At 62.0% G+C, this 16,499-nt stretch carries 13 protein-coding genes; 8 read left to right on the forward strand and 5 right to left on the reverse strand.

The window, feature by feature from the left end; translation table 11 throughout:
* Positions 1-228 precede the first annotated feature (228 nt).
* From FJ988_RS13575 to hsdR, 3 genes are read left to right on the forward strand one after another with little or no spacing between them, the layout of a single operon-like run.
* Complete coding sequence (locus FJ988_RS13575; RefSeq protein WP_140818392.1) at positions 229-1,677, forward strand: N-6 DNA methylase; 1,449 nt, start codon at positions 229-231, stop codon at positions 1,675-1,677.
* The gene (locus tag FJ988_RS13580) at positions 1,674-2,873 is read left to right on the forward strand and encodes a restriction endonuclease subunit S (protein WP_140818394.1); all 1,200 of its coding nucleotides are present in this window, start codon (positions 1,674-1,676) and stop codon (positions 2,871-2,873) included. The genes FJ988_RS13575 and FJ988_RS13580 overlap by 4 nt, the downstream gene beginning before the upstream one ends.
* Before the next feature lie 13 nt (positions 2,874-2,886).
* A complete protein-coding gene (gene hsdR, locus FJ988_RS13585; RefSeq protein WP_140818396.1) occupies positions 2,887-5,205 on the forward strand; it encodes an EcoAI/FtnUII family type I restriction enzme subunit R in 2,319 nt (772 codons plus the stop codon).
* 5 nt (positions 5,206-5,210) lie between these two features.
* On the opposite strand, the gene FJ988_RS13590 is transcribed toward hsdR, so the two are convergent.
* Complete coding sequence (locus FJ988_RS13590) at positions 5,211-6,569, reverse strand: DUF6538 domain-containing protein (RefSeq protein ID WP_140818398.1); 1,359 nt, start codon at positions 6,567-6,569, stop codon at positions 5,211-5,213.
* A gap of 23 nt (positions 6,570-6,592) precedes the next feature.
* Here FJ988_RS13590 and FJ988_RS13595 point away from each other — a divergent pair, with 23 nt between their 5' ends.
* The 3 genes from FJ988_RS13595 to FJ988_RS30815 all read left to right on the forward strand — a co-directional run bounded on the left by FJ988_RS13595 (position 6,593) and on the right by FJ988_RS30815 (position 7,781).
* Positions 6,593-7,120 (forward strand): VanZ family protein, encoded by a 528-nt coding sequence (locus FJ988_RS13595; protein WP_246688530.1) that lies wholly within the window; start codon positions 6,593-6,595, stop codon positions 7,118-7,120.
* A gap of 202 nt (positions 7,121-7,322) precedes the next feature.
* A complete protein-coding gene (locus FJ988_RS30810; RefSeq protein WP_181183521.1) occupies positions 7,323-7,499 on the forward strand; it encodes a hypothetical protein in 177 nt (58 codons plus the stop codon).
* Positions 7,500-7,604: 105 nt separating this feature from the next.
* A complete protein-coding gene (locus tag FJ988_RS30815) occupies positions 7,605-7,781 on the forward strand; it encodes a hypothetical protein (protein WP_181183522.1) in 177 nt (58 codons plus the stop codon).
* 6 nt (positions 7,782-7,787) lie between these two features.
* Here FJ988_RS30815 and rtcR read toward each other — a convergent pair whose 3' ends face one another.
* Positions 7,788-9,389 (reverse strand): RNA repair transcriptional activator RtcR, encoded by a 1,602-nt coding sequence (gene rtcR / locus FJ988_RS13600; protein ID WP_140818400.1) that lies wholly within the window; start codon positions 9,387-9,389, stop codon positions 7,788-7,790.
* A 208-nt stretch (positions 9,390-9,597) separates the two neighbouring features.
* Here rtcR and FJ988_RS13605 point away from each other — a divergent pair, with 208 nt between their 5' ends.
* Both FJ988_RS13605 and FJ988_RS13610 read left to right on the forward strand, forming a co-directional pair.
* On the forward strand, positions 9,598-11,157 hold the full coding sequence (locus FJ988_RS13605; protein WP_140818402.1) for an RNA-binding protein: 1,560 nt from the start codon (positions 9,598-9,600) through the stop codon (positions 11,155-11,157).
* A gap of 966 nt (positions 11,158-12,123) precedes the next feature.
* Positions 12,124-13,533, forward strand: coding sequence for an RtcB family protein (locus tag FJ988_RS13610; protein WP_140818404.1), 1,410 nt, complete (start codon positions 12,124-12,126; stop codon positions 13,531-13,533).
* Positions 13,534-13,585: 52 nt separating this feature from the next.
* Here the strand turns inward: FJ988_RS13610 and FJ988_RS13615 are convergent, their stop codons facing one another.
* The 3 genes from FJ988_RS13615 to exbD all read right to left on the reverse strand — a co-directional run bounded on the left by FJ988_RS13615 (position 13,586) and on the right by exbD (position 16,498).
* A complete protein-coding gene (locus FJ988_RS13615; RefSeq protein WP_140818406.1) occupies positions 13,586-14,992 on the reverse strand; it encodes a multicopper oxidase family protein in 1,407 nt (468 codons plus the stop codon).
* 73 nt (positions 14,993-15,065) lie between these two features.
* Positions 15,066-16,046: an energy transducer TonB gene (locus FJ988_RS13620; protein WP_140818408.1), complete on the reverse strand. Its 981-nt coding sequence runs from the start codon at positions 16,044-16,046 to the stop codon at positions 15,066-15,068.
* Positions 16,043-16,498 (reverse strand): TonB system transport protein ExbD, encoded by a 456-nt coding sequence (gene exbD / locus FJ988_RS13625; protein ID WP_140818410.1) that lies wholly within the window; start codon positions 16,496-16,498, stop codon positions 16,043-16,045. Before exbD ends, FJ988_RS13620 begins: the two co-directional genes overlap by 4 nt.
* Between the last annotated feature and the right edge of the window lies 1 nt (position 16,499).

Here is a 16,499-nt window from a genome sequence, read left to right on the forward strand (position 1 = left end):
GTCATGGGCGGATTTTCCCTAGTGTCACAAGGGCAAGCCCTAGTGACCCGCTTCCCATTGGAACACGAGACGGACCCCCACGGGGGAACCAAGCCAAGGCGACAAGACAGTATCCGCAAACGAAAATTCTGCAAAAATGTGCGCTTATCGACGCAAGGCTCGCCAAAGGCTTGGGGGCCTATGCTAGGAGCAGCATCGAGAAAACAGCCTGAGGGTCACAGGGGACGCATGTACGAAAACGCCTTCAACAGCATCGAAAAGGACTTGAGGGCCGAAGAGGGCATCAGCAACGAGCTGGACTACGTCGAACAGACCTCGTGGGTGATGTTCCTGAAATACCTTCATGACCTGGAGAGCGAGCGTCGTGACCGGGCAGAACTTGAAGGCAAGGGCCACGGCCCGATCATCGAAGGCAAGTTTCGCTGGGACAGTTGGGCCGCGCCCAAGGTGAACGGTCAGTTCGACCACAACGCAGCCATGACGGGTGACGATCTGGTGGACTTCGTGGACCGCGAACTGTTCCCCTACCTCGCCCGTTTCCATGACCGCGCCACCGGCCCGGACACCATCGAATACAAGATCAGCGAAATCTTCACCGAACTGCGCTCCAAGTTTCGCTCAGGCTACATCCTTCGCGACGTGCTGGAAATCGTGGACGGGCTGCACTTCAAGACCCAGGCCGACAAGCACGAGCTTTCGGCGCTCTACGAAACCCGCATCCGCCGCATGGGCAACGCGGGACGAAACGGCGGCGAGTACTACACGCCCCGACCGCTGATCCGCGCCATGATCAAAGTCGTCGACCCGAAGATCGGAGAGACCGTCTATGACGGCGCGGTCGGCTCGGCGGGCTTCCTCTGCGAAGCCTATGACTACATGCGTCGCCCGAACATCAGCGCCAGCGACTATGAGACCCTGCAGCGGCGCACCTTCTACGGGCAGGAGAAGAAGTCTCTGGCCTACGTCATCGGCATCATGAACATGGTGCTGCACGGAATTGAGGCCCCTAACATCGTCCACACCAACAGCCTCAACGAAAACGTCCTGGACTATCAGGACAAGGATCGCCACGACATCGTCATGGCCAATCCGCCCTTCGGTGGCGGCGAGCGGCGCGAGGTGCAGCAGAACTTCCCGATCAAGTCGGGCGAGACGGCCTATCTGTTCCTGCAACACTTCATCCGCAAGCTGCGGGCCGGGGGCCGCGCTTCGATTGTCATTAAGAACACCTTCCTGTCGAACGCCGACAACGCCAGCCTGGCGCTGCGGCGCGAGTTGTTGGAAAGCTGTAGCCTGCACACGATCCTCGACTGCCCGCAGGGGACCTTCCAGGGGGCGGGCGTCAAGACGGTGGTGCTGTTCTTCCAGAAGGGCGAGTCGACACGGCGCATCTGGTATTATCAGCTTGATCCGGGCCGTAGCCTTGGCAAAACTAATCCCCTGAACGACGATGATCTGGCCGAGTTTGTCGAATTGCAGCGCGGGTTGGAAACCGGGCCTAAATCGTGGGTCGTGGACGTGGCCGATGTAGATACCGTGACTTTCGACCTGTCGGTGAAAAACCCTAACGCTCCTGAGACGGAGGCCCTGCGGAATCCGGAAGAGATCATCGACACAATCCTTGCCCGCGATGTCGAGACGGCGGAAATTCTTGAGCGCATCCGGGGGCTGTTGTGAAGGCGGGGTGGGAGGTTAGGCCGCTGGGGGAGGTCGCCGAGATTGCCAGTGGGGGGACACCCTCGAAGGGTCGGGATGACTTCTGGAAGGGTAATATTCCCTGGGTATCACCAAAGGATATGAAATCAGCTGTCATTGCAGACAGTGAGGACCATATATCCGAGGCCGCCCTCTCTGGGTCGGCAACGCGGCTAATCAAGGCTGGTTCGCTTTTGCTTGTTGTACGGTCCGGGATTTTGGCCCGAACTATTCCGGTGGGAGTGGCAGGGCGCGACCTGACCATCAATCAGGACATCAAGGCACTGATGCCGTCAAAGAAACTGGAAAGCAGGTTTCTTGCCTATTTCCTTGAACTTCGCGAGCCGTATTTGCTGGAGAAAGTTACGCGCGGTGCCACGGTCCATAAACTCGACACCCCGGTGGTCAAGTCGCTCCCAATCCCCCTTCCGCCCCTAGACGAACAGAAGCGTATCGTCGCGGTTCTGGATGGAGCCTTTCGGGAACTGTCCCAGTCGCGTGCCAACATAGAAACCAACGCTGCCGAGGCGAGGGAGTTGTTTGCCGAAGCTCTACGGCGGACCTTTGAAATTGAAGCCGTGAACTGGCCCAAACGCACTTTGATGGGCGTTTGCAGAGAATTCGGACGAGGAAAGTCACGACATCGACCTCGCAACGACCCGAGGCTCTATGGCGGCCCCTATCCCTTCATACAAACCGGCGACATCAGTCGGGCCGATCACCTGTTAACTAACTTCTCTCAAACCTACTCAGAGATGGGCCTCCAGCAAAGCAAGATGTGGCCGAGCGGGACCGTCTGCATTGCGATAGTCGGGGCCACAATTGGTGAGACAGCGGTCATCACCTTTGATGCCTGCTTCCCGGATAGCGTTATCGGCATGACGCTCGACCAAAATTTAGCGAATGCAGAGTACGTTGAATTCATGTTAGGATATTACAAGGATGATCTGAAAGAGGCGGGCAAGGGTAGTGCGCGAGATAATATAAACTTGGGAACCTTTGAGCACCGGGGGTTTCCACTGCCTGACCTCGAAATTCAAAACGACACGGTTCAACGGCTCAAGAAAATTGCCGGTTACATCGATCAAGTATCCAGCCTCTATGACGAGAACGTGGTCCTTCTAGACACGCTCCGCCAATCACTTCTGCAAAAAGCCTTCTCAGGCGAATTAGCCTAACCAACCTCGACCTATGTTCGACAGCGAAACCGAAGCCGACACCCGCGCCAACCGGATCGACCCGGTTCTTGCCGCTGCGGGATGGGGATCGGTCGAAGGCTCCCGCGTTCGCCGCGAGGTGATCTGCCCCGGTCGCATCATGCCGGGCGGCAAGCGTGGAGAACGTCTTTCCGCCGACTATGTGCTGATCTACCGCGACCAGAAACTTGCGGTTATAGAAGCCAAGCGGGCGGGCCTCGCCCACACCACCGGCCTCGCCCAAGCTAAGGACTATGCCGGGCGCCTTAAGGCCCGGTTTGCCTGCGCCACCAACGGGCTCGGCTGGTATGAGTCCGACATGACCAGCGGGGTCGAGGGCAACTTCCAGCCCTTCCCATCGCCGGATCAACTCTGGGACCGCTGCTTCTCGGACGCCAACAAATGGCGCGAACGTTTCGGCGCGGTGCCGTTCGAGGTAGCGGGCGGCAAGTGGGAACTGCGCTACTACCAGCACAACGCGATCAACGCAGTGCTGGAGGCCGTGGGCAAGGGCGAGAAGCGCATCCTGCTGACGCTGGCCACCGGAACCGGCAAGACCTCCATCGCCTTTCAGATCGCATGGAAACTGTTCCACGCCCGCTGGAACCTTTCGGGTGAGCCCGTGCGCCGTCCGCGCATCCTGTTCCTGGCCGACCGCAACATTCTCGCCGATCAGGCATACAACGCCTTCTCCGCCTTCCCCGCCGACGCGATCACCCGTATCGACCCGGACACTCTGCACAGGAAAGGCGCGGTGCCAAAGAACGCTTCGGTCTTCTTCACGATTTTCCAGACCTTCATGACCGGGGACGGCCAGCCAAGCTACGAAGGTTATCCGCCGGACTTCTTCGACTTCATCGTGATCGACGAGTGCCACAGGGGCGGCGCGAACGACGAAGGCAACTGGCGCGCGATAATGGAGCATTTCTCACCGGCCGTGCAGCTCGGCCTGACCGCCACGCCCCGCCGCAAGCACAATGCCGACACCTATGCCTACTTCGGCGATCCGGCCTATGTGTACTCGCTACGCGAGGGGATCGAGGACGGCTTCCTGACGCCCTTCAAGGTGCGCCAGATGGCCAGCACGATCGACGAGTATGTCTGGGATGGCTCCGACGAGATCGTTTCGGGCGAGATCGACAAGGACAAATACACAGAGGCCGACTTCAACACCCGTCTGATCATCGAGGCGCGGGAGCGTAGCCGAGTGGCCGAGTTCATGAACCAAATCGACCAGCGTCAGAAAACCCTCGTCTTCTGCGCTACCCAGGAACACGCACTGCGGGTGAGGGACTACATCAACCAGATCAAGGCCAATCCGAATCCTAACTACTGCCATCGCGTCACCGCTGATGACGGGAAGCTCGGCGAGCAGCACCTGAGGAATTTTCAGGACAACGACAAAACTATCCCGACGGTCCTGACGACCTCGCAGAAGTTGTCCACCGGGGTCGATGCGCGGAATGTCCGCAACATTGTTTTGATGCGCCCGATCCGATCCATGATTGAGTTCAAGCAGATCATCGGACGAGGAACCCGCACCTATGATGGCAAGGACTATTTCACGATCTACGACTTCGTGAAGGCGCACGAGAAATTCAACGATCCGGAATGGGACGGCGAGCCGATGCCGCCCGAAGGCACTCCGCCATCGCAGCCCGACCCCAGGCCGGAACCTCCGGAGCCAACCGAGGGCCCGGATGGGGGCACTGAGGGTGGGGAGGATGAGCCGAAGACCAAGCTGGTGATCCGGCTTGCGGACGGAAAGGAGCGGGCGATCACTTATCTTGCCGCGACGACCTATTGGGGTCCGGACGGCAAGCCGATGTCGGCGCAACAGTTCCTTGAACGCTTGTTCGGCGACCTTTCTACGATGATCGCTAACGAGGATGAATTGCGCCGCAAGTGGAGCGACCCTGACCAGCGGGAACACTTCATCGCGGTGCTGGAACAACAGGGCTATGACGCCGACAAGCTGGCGGACATGCGCCGCCTGGTCGACGCCCCGGATAGCGACCTATTCGATGTATTGGCCTACATCCGCTTCACGACCCCTCCGAAAACCCGACACGCCCGCGCCAATAATGTCCGTCAGGACGGCCTGAGGAGTTTGGACCGGGAGATGCGGGACTTTCTCTACGGTGTGCTTGGCGCTTACGAGCAGCGCGGAGAGAGGGAGCTGGCGACCCCGAAGCTCGCCGACTACCTGACGGCGCGATACGGAACCCTCGCCGACGCCCGGGCCCATCTGGGGGACATGCAGTCGATCCGGGCGTCATACTTCGGAGTGCAGCAGCGTCTCTATCGGGACTAGGACGCTCACTTGGCCTTTTCGGCTATCGCTTCCGGAAGCCGGACGGCCTCCACACATTCCCGCAACTGCTCCAGTGATGGCCCACCCGAGTACACGCCGAAGGCAATGCTCGCGCGTTTCTGCCCGACGACGGTTTGAATGGTGCTTTCGGGTTGCCCCGCGCGTTCTGCCGTGGTGATGAACCATCGCCGGAAGGAGTGGAAGTTGACGAGGCTGCGCCGCCTGCCTTCGCGTGTCTCTTCCACTCCGACTTTCCTGCGGTATGCCGTAAAGTGGTTGGACGCCTTGAACGACCGCTCACGCATCGAGTCCTTTTTGCGTACCGGGGGCCACTCAGGGAAAAGATCGTCGTCCGGCGACTTTCCTGCGACCCGGCGTTCCACGATTGCCTTGAGATCCGGATGGATCGGGCAGTCACGGGCGCCCGGCTCTTTCTTCTGCGGCTTGAAGGTGAACGTGCCGCCCTGACAATCCTTCATTTTGAGGTCCACTATCGCCTCAATGCGCGCTCCCGTAAGGGCAGCAATGCGCATCAAGTCGTGCATCTGCTGAGAGGCTTCCCCTGAAAGCAGTTTGACCATCTCGTCGTAGGTGAAGGGCCGTTCCTTGTCTTCGTTCAACACGCGCGGCACGGTATAGGTTCTTCCCGCCCAGACATCGGCGTTCACAGCATGGCGGTTCTCCATCCACTGCCAATAGATGCTTAGCCGGGTTAGATACTTGTTCAGTGTGACCGGCGACCGGCCTTGGCTGGCCCTGAAGGCATCCGCGAACCTGACGGCCTCCCGCTTGCCGAACGTTTCCAGGAAGGCCGGAACACTCTCGCTCTTGCACCAGTCGAGCAGGTACCCCATGGCCCGCTCGTCATCGGCGCGGGTTCGCGATTTGACGTTCAGCTGGTCGAGGTAGACCTTTCGGTGAGCGTCTATAGGGGTTCTCCTACCGAAGGCCATGTCAGCGAACTGTACCGCCGCATCTTCCTTATGGGGCTCGAACACCGGTTGGCCTTCCCTATCGACGCCCACCGGTTTCCCGGCCAACTCCTCGGCGCGGTTGATGATCTCCAGATCTATGGCGTGGGGGTCGGCTCCCGCATCTTCGATGCGCCTCCTGAGGGCCGCAAGCCGAAGAGCCTCCGCCTTGGCGGTTTCGGGCGACCGCAACTGACTGATCTGAGCATGGAGTGCTTCGACGACTGTCCACTTCAACCTGTTCGCCTCTGCGAGGCTGTCTGTTTCCAGGGACTGCTTGAGCTTGGTCTTTCCGATGGTTGATTGGAGGTCTCGGGGGACGTTGACCACGACGCGCCATCTGTTCCCATGCAGTTCCAGAAATCGCTTGTCGGCGTGACGTGGCGCTGGCATTCTGTTGGCCCCTGAGTACCCAATTGCGTACCCAGCCTGTGCCCCACAGCGTTCTGTTTTTCAACATCATTTTGATGCAAAAAGGAAAATACCTAACGAAGGTTGTCTCCCCCTCAGCTCCACCAGCGGAATTCCCCGGATCGATAATTTTATTAGACGGTGAAGCCGAAAACTTCGATGCTGCCGTCAGTCTCTGGCATGTGACGATGATCTCGATTTCCCGCATTGTGGCCCTCTTCCTGTTCGCAGCGATCAGCTTCGCGACACTGTCGCCGATCGAAATGCGGCCGCATCTCACCAGCGATCCGAATGTTGAGCGCGCGCTGGCCTATGTGCTGTTCGGCGTGGCGCTTGCCCTTGGTTTCCCGAACCGCCTCGTGCAGACCCTGGTGGCGGCCGCGCTTGTCGCTGGCGTGCTGGAGGCGCTGCAGATCATCGACCCGGGCCGGCATGCCCGGTTGAGGGACGCCGTGCTCAAGGCCGTGGCCGGTTTCATTGGCATAGCCGTCGGCCATGCCATCATGGCGGCGCGCCGACGCAAGACACCCTGAGGCGTATTGATATTCAGGTGAGGCCGGCCTGCAAACGCCATGCGGAGCGGCTCCGCCAACCGGTCCAGATACGTAAAATCGTTTACATGCGAATGTTTCCGGATCCGTGTTTTCGGAAACCGGGGGCCGTTTTGCGCGCCATTGGCGCGAAACGGACCGGGCGCATTCATCCCGCCATCCAAACGGAACAGGGAAGTGCGAAATGTCCATGCTCGGAAATCTCGGCCGCTCCATCATACGCCACCACAACGACGCCAAGGCCAGGCGCCTGATGAACAGCCTGTCGCCTGAGTTGCAGAAAGACATCGGCTGGGAAGCGGCGCCTCGGGCCCGCGAAAATGCCCACCTTGCCCATATCGTCCTTTCGGGCACGCGCTGAGCCAAATCGGGCCTTCGCTCCCAATGTGGCGAAGGGCTTTGTCGATCCAGACCCGTCACGCCTTGCGACAGCGACATGTCAGCCATTTCAATGGAGGAAGTGCCAATGTCAGTGCTGGGAATCCTGCTGCATTTCGGCCGCGCGGTCATCCACGCGCACAACAATGCCAAGACCAGGAATCTGATGGACCCGATGCCGCGCCAAGCGCGCTTCGAAGCAGACGAGGAAGGGGCTGACACCACGGAGAGCCGCTCGCAGCGATACGAGAAGGGTTCGAGGTGACAGGCCTTACACGCGGGCAATGTCCTCGAAGCTGAGGTCGAAACGCATCAGGTATTTACGCAGCCTGTCGGCGTCGTTGCCGCTGGTCTTTTTCAGGCGCGATACCGAAAAGAGCCTTCGGCCTGCGGCGCTGAGCGAACTGCTGTCACGGCAGGCCTCAATCACCGCGGCGAGCTGCGCGCGGTCGAAGGGATCGATCTCTTCGAGGCGGTCCGGTCCAATTACATCGAGCAATAGCGCCTCATGGTCGCCACCGGTGTCGCCGCCTCCGCGCCAGAGTGCGCCAAGGCGAGCGATCTCGTCGCGCACGGCTTCCTCGTTGATGCGGCCGAGCGGGGCAAGTGTGGCCATACGCGTCACCGAGGCGGAAAGGTCGCGAAAATTTGCTCGCCATTGCGCTTCCGGCGCCATGGCGAATTTGAGGTAGAGCTCGCGCGCTTCCTTGTTGAAGGTGACGTTTTGCCCCTCGCGCTCGCCGAAACGGCGCAGCTCGAATTCGAGGTTGGGCTCGATGTCTTCCTTACGGTCGCGCAGCGCCGGCAGCTGGAAGGTCCACAGATTGAGCCGCGCGAACAGGTCCTCCCTGAACTTGCCCGCCTTCACATCGATCGAAAGGTCGCGATTGGTGCCGGCAAGCAGCTGAAAATCGGACGTCACGTCCTGATCGGCCCCGACGGGAAGGAAGCGCTTTTCCTCGATTGCCCTGAGGCACATAGCCTGTTCGTCGGGACCGAGCTCGCCGATCTCGTCAAGGAACAGCACGCCCCTGTTCGCCGATTTCATCAGGCCGGCGCGTTCGGCCTGCGCGCCGGTGAAGGCGCCCTTCACATGGCCGAAAAGCGTCGACATCGCCTGGTCGCCGCGCAGCGTGGCGCAATTGACCTCGATGAAGGCGCCCGACAACTGGCGCTGCGCCTTCTTCAGCTCGTAGAGGCGGCGCGCCAGCTGCGACTTGCCGGCGCCGGTCGGGCCGGTGAGCAGCACCGGCGCACGCGAGCGGATCGCCACCTTCTCGATCTGCTCGATCATGCGGTTGAAGGCCGTGTTGCGGGTGGCGATGCCGGATTTCAGGAACGAGGTCGCCTCATCGCGCTCGGCGGCGAAGCGCGTGGCGATCGCGTCATAACGTGACAGGTCGAGATCGATAATCGAATGGCCGCCCGACACGTCGTCACGCCCGTCCTTGCGCGGCGAAAGCTGCAACAACCGCGCCGGAATGAAACGCGCTTCGGTAAGCAGGAACCAGCAGATCTGCGCGACATGGGTGCCGGTCGTGATGTTGACGAGATAGTCCTCTTTCTCGGGATCGAAGGCGTAGGCGCGGGCGAAGTCGCGCAAGCCGGTATAGACCTCGCTGAAGTCCCAGGGATCTTTCGCGGCAATGACATGCCGCCTGACGTCCGTCGCCGGCGACACTTGCTCGATGTCGGCGATGACCTGCCTTGCCAACTGCTCCGAGTGGGTGCCGTGAATGAGTTCCAGCCGGTCGATGAACAGGCCAGGCTGCTGACAGAGCGCAACCGTTGGCCGCCATTTTTTCCAGCGATCATCGGTGCGACCCGAATCGAGCGTCGTGCCGAGAATTCCGATGGCGACCCGTCTCTTCATTTTATCTCATCATATAAGCTCTGATATTTTTAGATCAGTATACAGACACTTGCCGCTGGAATGCCAGAGGCGAAAGGTTCCGCCGCTATTTTTTCTTTCATATTAAAATCAATAGGTTACCCAAGATGCACATGCCTCGGATAGGCTCGCGCTCTAAACTGGCACGGGGCTTGTAATGATGCTGATGTCAACAAGAAGGATCAGGGCAATGGCAAACAAATCCGTGTTTGCGACGAGTGCAGGAAAGCTGCTCCCGCCGGCTGACGCCAGGAACCATGAGGGCGCGCAGGCCTATCGCCTGTCGCCTCATCAGGCCTTGGCTCAGCTGGCGACGACGGGAACGTTCAACGCCACTTTCTACGCCGAGCCGAGCGAGCAGCTCGACGAGGTGCTGAAGCTTGCCTGGCAGGTCGAGCCGGCCTTTTTGGCGAAGACCGCGGTCCATGCTTTCGAGCAGGGTTACATGAAGGACATGCCGGCGCTTCTGCTGGTCGCGCTGTCCTTGATGCAAGGTGACGAGTTCAACCGCGCCTTCGCCCGGATCGTGCGCAACGGCAAGATGCTGCGCAACTTCGTGCAGGTGATGCGCTCCGGCGCCACCGGCCGCAAGTCGCTCGGCACGCGGCCGAAGCGCCTGGTGCAGAACTGGCTCGAGCAGGCGTCGGATTTCGAGATCATGCGCGCCGCGGTCGGCAACGACCCGTCGCTGGCCGATGTCGTAAAGATGGTTCACCCGAAGCCCAAGTCGGCCTCGCGTGAGGCGCTCTACGGCTATCTGATCGGCAAGCCGCATGACGTCGCCGCGCTGCCGGACGTGGTAAAGGCCTTCGAGGCCTTCAAGCACGATCCGTCGCTGCCGGTGCCGGAAGTGCCGTTCCAGATGCTGACCTCGATGCCGCTGTCGCGCGAGCATTGGGTGCAGATCGCCGGGACGGCCGGCTGGCAGATGCTGCGGCAGAACCTCAACAGCTTCGTGCGCAACGGCGTGTTCGAGGTGGAGGGTTTTGCCGAGAAGCTCGCGGCGCGCCTTAGCAACCCGGACGAGGTCCGGCGCGCAAGGGTGTTCCCGTACCAGCTGATGGTGGCCTTCACCATGGCGGAGGCGGGCGTGCCCGCAGTGGTCAAGGATGCGCTGCAGGATGCGATGGAAGTCGCGCTCGGCAACGTTCCGCAGGTCGAAGGCAATGTGGTCGTCTGCCCCGACGTTTCGGGTTCGATGGCCTCGCCGGCGACCGGCTTTCGCAAGGGCGCGACCTCGGCCGTGCGCTGCATCGACGTGGCTGCCTTGGTGGCTGCCGCGCTGCTGCGCCGCAACCCGACGGCGAGGGTGCTGCCGTTCGAGAACGATGTGGTGGATGTCCACCTCAACGCTCGCGACACGGTCATGACCAACGCGGCGAAGCTCGCGGCGATCGGCGGCGGCGGAACCAACTGCTCGGCGCCGTTGGCGCGGCTGGAGCGTGAAAAGGCGAAGGTCGACCTGGTCGTGTTCGTTTCGGACAACCAGTCCTGGGTGGACGCGACGCAGCACGCGCATCAGGGGACGGCGACGATGCAGGAATGGCAGAAGCTGAAGGTGCGTAACCCGAAAGCCAAGCTGGTCTGCATCGACATCCAGCCCTACGCTACGACGCAGGCCAAGCCGCAGGCCGACATCTTGAATGTCGGCGGCTTCTCCGACCGGGTCTTCGACGTGGTCGGCACGATGCTCGCCTCTGGCGGCGACCCGGACCATTGGGTGCGCACGATCGAGGCGGTGGAACTTTGAGAAATGGTACCGGCGGCGCGTCCGCCGGCACCGCAAGCACAGGACATGACGAATGCCGATGGAACTACAGGCTGTTACCCTCCGTGTCGCGGGTTCGAATCCCGTCGGGTCCGCCATTATGGACCCGTAGCTCAGCGGTTAGAGCAGGGTCCTGCCGCAAGGCAGGGAGATGTTTCATCACCCTTGTCGTCATGCCTGACGACATTTCGCGGCCGCGGCCGCAGATGGATAAGGAGAATAGAGGTCGAAGACGTGACGAATGCCTGTGGAACTACATCCTAACTTTCGGGTCGCGGGTTCGAATCCCGCCGGAGCTGCCAATCGGCTCCGTAGTTCAGTCGGTTAGAACGGAAAGGCAGTTTCACAACAGACTTTGTCGTCACACCTGGCAAAAATTTGCCGCGGCGAATGCCCGATGGAACTACAGCTCCAAAGACGGGATGCTCCGTGAGGTTCGACTCCTCACCTTGCTGGCGCTCTCTGGCACGAGCGGGACTCCCAGGTTTCATCTTATTTTTGTCGCCGCGGCACGACGAATGAATGGCGAATGCAGGCAGGACTACAGGTAGCGCGCCCGTCGGAAGACGGGAGGTCGAGTGTTCAAATCACTCTCTCGCTCACTGAGCGAGGTGGCGCAGTCAAGCGTTGTCTTGCCGATCCTTGTCGCCAGCCGATTGAACAGGGCGAATGCCTGCGGGAATACATTGGTATCTGGTGGTTCGAATCCGCCCGTCGATCACAGGATCGATCGGTTTCTCGCATCGATTTGGCGCCCGCCAGGATTGGCATGCAGACAGGAAATGGCGAATGCAGGCAAGACTACATGGATAGAGCATCCGCAATGAGAGTTGCGGAAGGTCGGATGTTCGAGCCATCCCGTCCATCTTCTAGATGGAAAGTAGCTCAGTAAATTGTCCTGCCATCCCTTGTCGCCAGACGTGATCTAAAGTTTTGAAAGTGAAAGACATGACCGAGATTGTAAGTGGACAGGATTTGATCGACGCCGGAATGCAGCAGGGCAAGTGGTTTGCCAGGGCGCTCGCGGCGGCCAATGCCGTTCTGGAGAAGGGCGGCTCGCATGTGGATGCGATCGAGACCGCGCGCAGCTTCGCGCCACCCCCGGCGATGCCGCTCAAGGCGGGCGGCTCGCTGCCGCTGCACCTCAACATCCTGGCCGAGAACGAGCATGAGGCGGCCAACGTCGAGGCTGTCACGAAGAGCATGGTCGAGCTGATGCGCACGCCGGTGATCCGCGCCGGCGCCATCATGCCCGATGCGTGCCCGGCGGGTTCGCTCGGAACCATTCCGGTCGGCGGTGTCGCCGTGTCCGAAGGCATCCATCCCGGCATGCATTCGGCTGATATCTGCTGCTCGATGGCGATCTCGGTGTTTCCCGGTGTGGCGCCTGCGGTACTGCTTGACGCTGTGCACGCCGTCACCCATTTCGGGCCCGGCGGGCGCCAGCGCGGCCAGCAGTTTCGGCCGTCGGATGCGCTGTTCCAGCGCTTCGAGGCGAACGGGCTGCTGCGCGACCTGAAGAGCGCGGCGATCGAGCATTTCGGCACGCAGGGCGACGGCAACCATTTTGCTTATGTCGGCACGCTGAAGTCGAGCGGCGAGACGGCGCTGGTGACCCATCACGGCTCGCGCGCGCCAGGCGCCCGCCTCTACGCTAAGGGCATGAGGATCGCCGAAGGCGTTCGCAAGGCGCTGTCGCCGGAGACGTTGCCGCAGAATGCCTGGATTCCGGCCGATACGCGGGAAGGCGAAGAGTATTGGGAGGCCTTGCAGGTGATCCGCGAATGGACCAAGGGCAACCATATGCTCATCCATGATCTCGCGGCCGAAAAGCTGTCGGCGAAGGTCTCGGACCGGTTCTGGAACGAGCACAACTTCGTCTTCCGCCGCTCGGACGGGCTGTTCTATCACGGCAAGGGCGCCACGCCGGCCTTCGACGACTGGGCCGACGATGCGACCGATCTGACGCTGATCCCGCTCAACATGGCGGAGCCGGTGCTGATCGTGCGCGGCAAGAATGCCGAGCACGGGCTTGGCTTCTCGCCGCATGGCGCCGGGCGCAACTTCTCGCGCACCCAGCACCGGCGCATGCAGGCCGGGCGCAGCGACGCCGAGATCTTCGCCGAGGAAACCCGGGGCATCGACGCCCGATTCTTCAGCGGGGTGACCGACATTTCGGAGCTGCCCAGCGCCTACAAGAACGCGGCCTCCATGCGCCGTCAGATCGAGCATTTCGGCCTGGCGGAAATCGTCGACGAGGTGCTGCCTTATGGCTGCATCATGGCCGGCGACTGGGAAGCCAACGCGCCGTGGCGCAAGAAGAAGGAGCGGCGCGAGGAGGGAACCCAGCCCCAGTAGCAACGGTCAACAAGGGTGCGGGCAGGGATGCCCGCATCCATTTCTGTGTTCCTCACATCACCCGCAGATAACTTGTCATGCCGGTCTTCTGGTGCTCGATGATGTGACAGTGCAGCAGCCAGTCGCCGGGATTGTCGGCGACGAAGCCGAGCTGCACTTTTTCGTCGGGCTGAATGAGATAGGTGTCGGAGATCAGCGGCGAGACCGCGCGCTTCGATGATGACAGCAGCTTGAAACTCATGCCGTGCAGATGGATCGGGTGCGAGTGCGGCGTTAGGTTTTCCATGTCGATGATGTAGCTTTGGCCGAGCTTCAGCTCTGCCAGCGGCGCGGTCGGGTCCGGCGTGTCGCCCGGCCATGGCACCTTGTTGATGGCCCAGAAACTGTAGCCCAGCGAGCCGCAGATGCCGTCGGCCGGAACGTTTTCGGCCGTGGCGCTGAGCGCCAGCGCGATATGCCTCGCATCGGCCAGGTCTGCCTCCGCCACGGGATTGGGCGGCAGCGGCGCGAGGTCGCGCAGATCGCGCTTGAGCGAGGTCCCGACTGAACGCAGCGTGGCCAGGATTTTCGGCTTGGTGCCGCGCACGTCGCGCAGGCTGACAATGGCACCTTCCTGGTCAGGCATGCGGATGGCGAGATCGAGCCGCTGTCCAGGCCCGAGCAGAAGCGCGTCGGGCGCAAAGCGCTGCGGCACCGGATTGCCGTCGAGCGCGATGACTGCAACCTCGGCGCCGTCGACGCTGAAGGCGTAGATGCGGGTGACGTCGGTGATGGCGGTTCTCAGCCGCACCAGACCGCCAGCCGGCGCATCGAATTGCGGCTGATCGAGCCAGTTAGCGGTGCGCACGGTGCCGAAGGTGCCAGTCTTGGCCGCGTCGCGCGGCCGGAATTGCTGGATGAACTGGCCGTCGTCGCCGAGCCGCCAGTCGCGCAGGTTGAGCACGACTTCGGCGTCGAAGGCCGGGTCGTGCGGGTTCTCGACCACGATCACGCCGGTCAGGCCATGGCCCATCTGCTCCAGCGTGTTGCAATGCGGATGGTACCAGAAGGTGCCGGCATCGGGTGGGGTGAAGGCATAGTCGAAATGATCGCCCTGGTAGACATAGGGCTGCACCAGGAACGGCACGCCGTCCATCCTGTTCGGCACGCGGATCCCGTGCCAGTGGATGGTCGTCGGATCGTCGATGCCGTTGATCAAGCGCGCGGCGAACGCCTCGCCCTTCTTCATGCGGATCACTGGCGGTGGGCCGGATTTGCCATAGGTCAGCACATTCTTCGTCGGCGCGCCGTCCATCAGCTGGGCCTGAATGCTGGCGGTTTGCAGCAGCAACGGGTCGGGGCTCGCGGCCGCAAAGCCGGCCAACCTGCCGACGGTTGCAGCACCTAAGCCGGCAAGGCCGGCGGCGGTAGCGGTTTTGAGAAGGGCGCGGCGGGTGAGCATGGTTCCGGGTTCGGGCATCGACGTGTTCCTGAATTATCTCAGGATAAAGCTCAAGCCCTCAAGCGCGATCACCGATCAGCACGATGGCGCCTCAATCCCGCAGGCTGAACACGAAGGGCGCGGTGCGGGTGACGCGCGCGCCAAGATCCGCCGGTGGCGCCGGCACGGAGGCGCCCTGCAGCACGGCGAGCGCGGCACGGTCGAGGTCGCCATCGCCGGAGGACCGCGCCAGCCGGGCCGAGAGCACCCTGCCAAAGGAATCGACGGTGAACGACACGCTTGGCGTGCCTTCGGCTCGCCTGGAGCGCGCCGCGCTCGGATAGCGCGTGTGCCGCCTGATCCAGGCCGCGAGGCTGGAGTTCCAGCGCGAAGGGCTGACGCTCGACCGCGGCGTGACATCGGCGGATTGCGGCGCCGCCGCTTTCGCCGCCGCCTTGGCATCGATGCTGGCCATGGTCGTGGTGTTGGGTGGCGCGGCTTTCTTCGGCCGCGGTTTTGGTTTTTCGACCGGCTTCTTCTCCGTTTTTTTCGTCGCGACGGGCTTCACCGGCTTTTCAACCTTCTCGACCGGCCGCTTCTGCGGCAAGGGCACGACGACGTCGGCGTTGATGACCTCGACGGGATCCGGCACGACCTCGTCCAGCGGCTGCTGCTCGCTCAGCGCGGCAAGCGTCTGTTCGGCCGGTTCGGCTGGTTCGGCCTGGTCGGCCGCCTCGGCCTCGACCCGCGGTTCGGTGACGGGTTCTTCCACCACCGGCTCCGGTTGCGGGTCGGTCAGCGGCTGCACGTCGACGGGCTTGTCGGTCTCCTCCGCTGCATCGGGCGGCTCCGGCGTCACTGTGTCGAGCATGGCCGCCTCCTGCGGTATGGCCGGCGTGGTCGGCAGCGGCGCGATGTCGATCGCCAGCGCCGGCGGCGGCCCGCCATCGGCATCGGCAAAGCTGAGGGCCTGCAAGCCATAGGCGACTGCCACATGTCCGGCAAAAACGATCGCGGTCGCGGTTGTCCAAAGGCCGGCGGAGCGCGCGCTGAGGCGCGGCAGCCGATACGGAGCGACGGCCGTCTGTGTCATGGTGCGGCGCTTCCGCTTGCGGCGTCCGCGCCGGACGCTGTCTCCAGCCCGACAAGCGCCACCTTCAGGTAGCCGGCGGCACGCAGAAGATTCATCACCACCATCAGGTCGCCATAGCCGACTGTCTTGTCGGCGCGCAGGAAGATGCGCGTTTGCTTGTCGCCCTTGGTGCGGCTGCCGAGCACGGCGGCAAAGCCCGGCCGCGGCACGCTGTCATTGCCGATCGCCAGCGTCAGATCGCTCTTCAAGGTGAGGAAGACCGGCGTTTCGGGGCGCGGCGCGGGCGTCGCGGTCGATCCGGGCAGGTCGACATTGACATCGACGGTCGCCAAGGGTGCGGCAACCATGAAGATGATCAAAAGCACCAAGATGACGTCGATGAAGGGCGTGACGTTGATGTCGTGGCTTTCCTCGAGATCGTCGCCGGCCGCTTCGCGTATCCGCGCCGCCATA

This window comes from Mesorhizobium sp. CU3 (genome assembly GCF_006442965.1).
Lineage (GTDB): Bacteria > Pseudomonadota > Alphaproteobacteria > Rhizobiales > Rhizobiaceae > Mesorhizobium.